The organism is Streptomyces sp. HPF1205 (genome assembly GCF_020400825.1).
Lineage (GTDB): Bacteria > Actinomycetota > Actinomycetes > Streptomycetales > Streptomycetaceae > Actinacidiphila.
Window position 1 is genome coordinate 1 of record NZ_JAINVH010000106.1, and the last position, 1,348, is coordinate 1,348.

The 1,348-nt window shown below is 69.0% G+C and carries 1 protein-coding gene; it reads left to right on the forward strand.

All coding sequences use genetic code 11. The annotated features are described in order from the left end of the window. The coding region (locus K7G61_RS35830) for a beta-ketoacyl reductase (RefSeq protein ID WP_225851334.1) at window positions 1-1,348 on the forward strand (1,348 nt) is incomplete at both ends.

Genomic DNA, 1,348 nt, shown 5'->3' on the forward strand with positions numbered 1-1,348 from the left:
GTGGGGTCCGAAGGCCGGCGCCGCCCGCCACCTGCACGAACTGACGAAGCACCAGGACCTCGCCTTCTTCCTGCTGTACTCGTCCGTGGCCGGCACCCTCGGCGCCGGCGGCCAGGCCAACTACGCCGCCGCCAACGCCTATCTGGACGCCCTCGCGGTCCACCGCCGGGGCCTTGGTCTTTCGGCGACCTCGCTGGCCTGGGGTCCGTGGGAGCAGTCCGGCGGCATGACCGCCGCCCTCGGAGACGCCGACACCACCCGCATGGCCCGGGGCGGTCTGCTGCCGCTGTCACGCGAGGAGGGCATGGCCCTGTTCGACGCCGGTATGACCTCCGCCGCTGCCGCGCTCGTCCCGGTCCGCGTGGACCTCGGTGTCCTGCGCGGCCAGGCCGCCGCCGGCGCGCTCCCGCCGGTCTTCCGCCACCTGGTGCGCGGCACCGTTCGCCGCACTGCGGCCGCCGGCGCCCCCACGCCGAACGCCTCCTCGCTCGCCGATCGTCTGGCGGTGTTGGGTGTTGAGGAGCGTGAGGGGGTGGTGTTGGAGTTGGTGCGTGGTGCTGCGGCGGGGGTGTTGGGTCATGGGTCGGTTGAGGCGGTGGATGCGGGTCGGGCGTTCAAGGCGTTGGGGTTTGATTCGTTGACGGCTGTGGAGTTGCGGAATCGTTTGAATCAGGCGACGGGGTTGCGGTTGCCTGCGACGCTTGTTTTTGATTATCCGACTCCTCGGGCGTTGGCGGGTTTTGTGCTGGGGGAGTTGGCGGAGGGTTTTGGGGGTGTGGTGGCCGGGGCGGCGGCCACGGTGGGTGCCGTGAGTGCCTCGGGTGTGGTGGGTGTGGAGGAGCCGTTGGCGGTGGTGGGGATGGCGTGCCGGTTCCCCGGTGGGGTGGATTCGCCGGAGGGGTTGTGGGGGTTGGTGGTTGGTGGTGGGGATGCGATTGGTGACTTCCCCGCTGATCGTGGGTGGGATGTGGAGGGGTTGTACGACCCTGAGGGGGTGCGTGCGGGTTCGACGTATGCGCGTGGGGGTGGGTTTGTGTCGGGGGTGGCGGATTTTGATCCGGGGTTTTTCGGGATTTCGCCGCGTGAGGCGTTGGCGATGGATCCGCAGCAGCGGTTGCTGTTGGAGGTGACGTGGGAGGTTTTGGAGCGTGCGGGGATTGATCCTGGTGGTGTGCGGGGGTCGGCGACGGGTGTGTTCGTGGGGGCGGCGGCTTCTGGTTACGGGACGGGGTTGGTGAGTGTTCCCGAGGGCGTGGAGGGGCATTTGCTGACGGGGAATACGCCGAGTGTGATTTCGGGCCGTATTGCGTACACGTTCGGTTTGGAGGGGCCGGCGGTGACGGTGGAC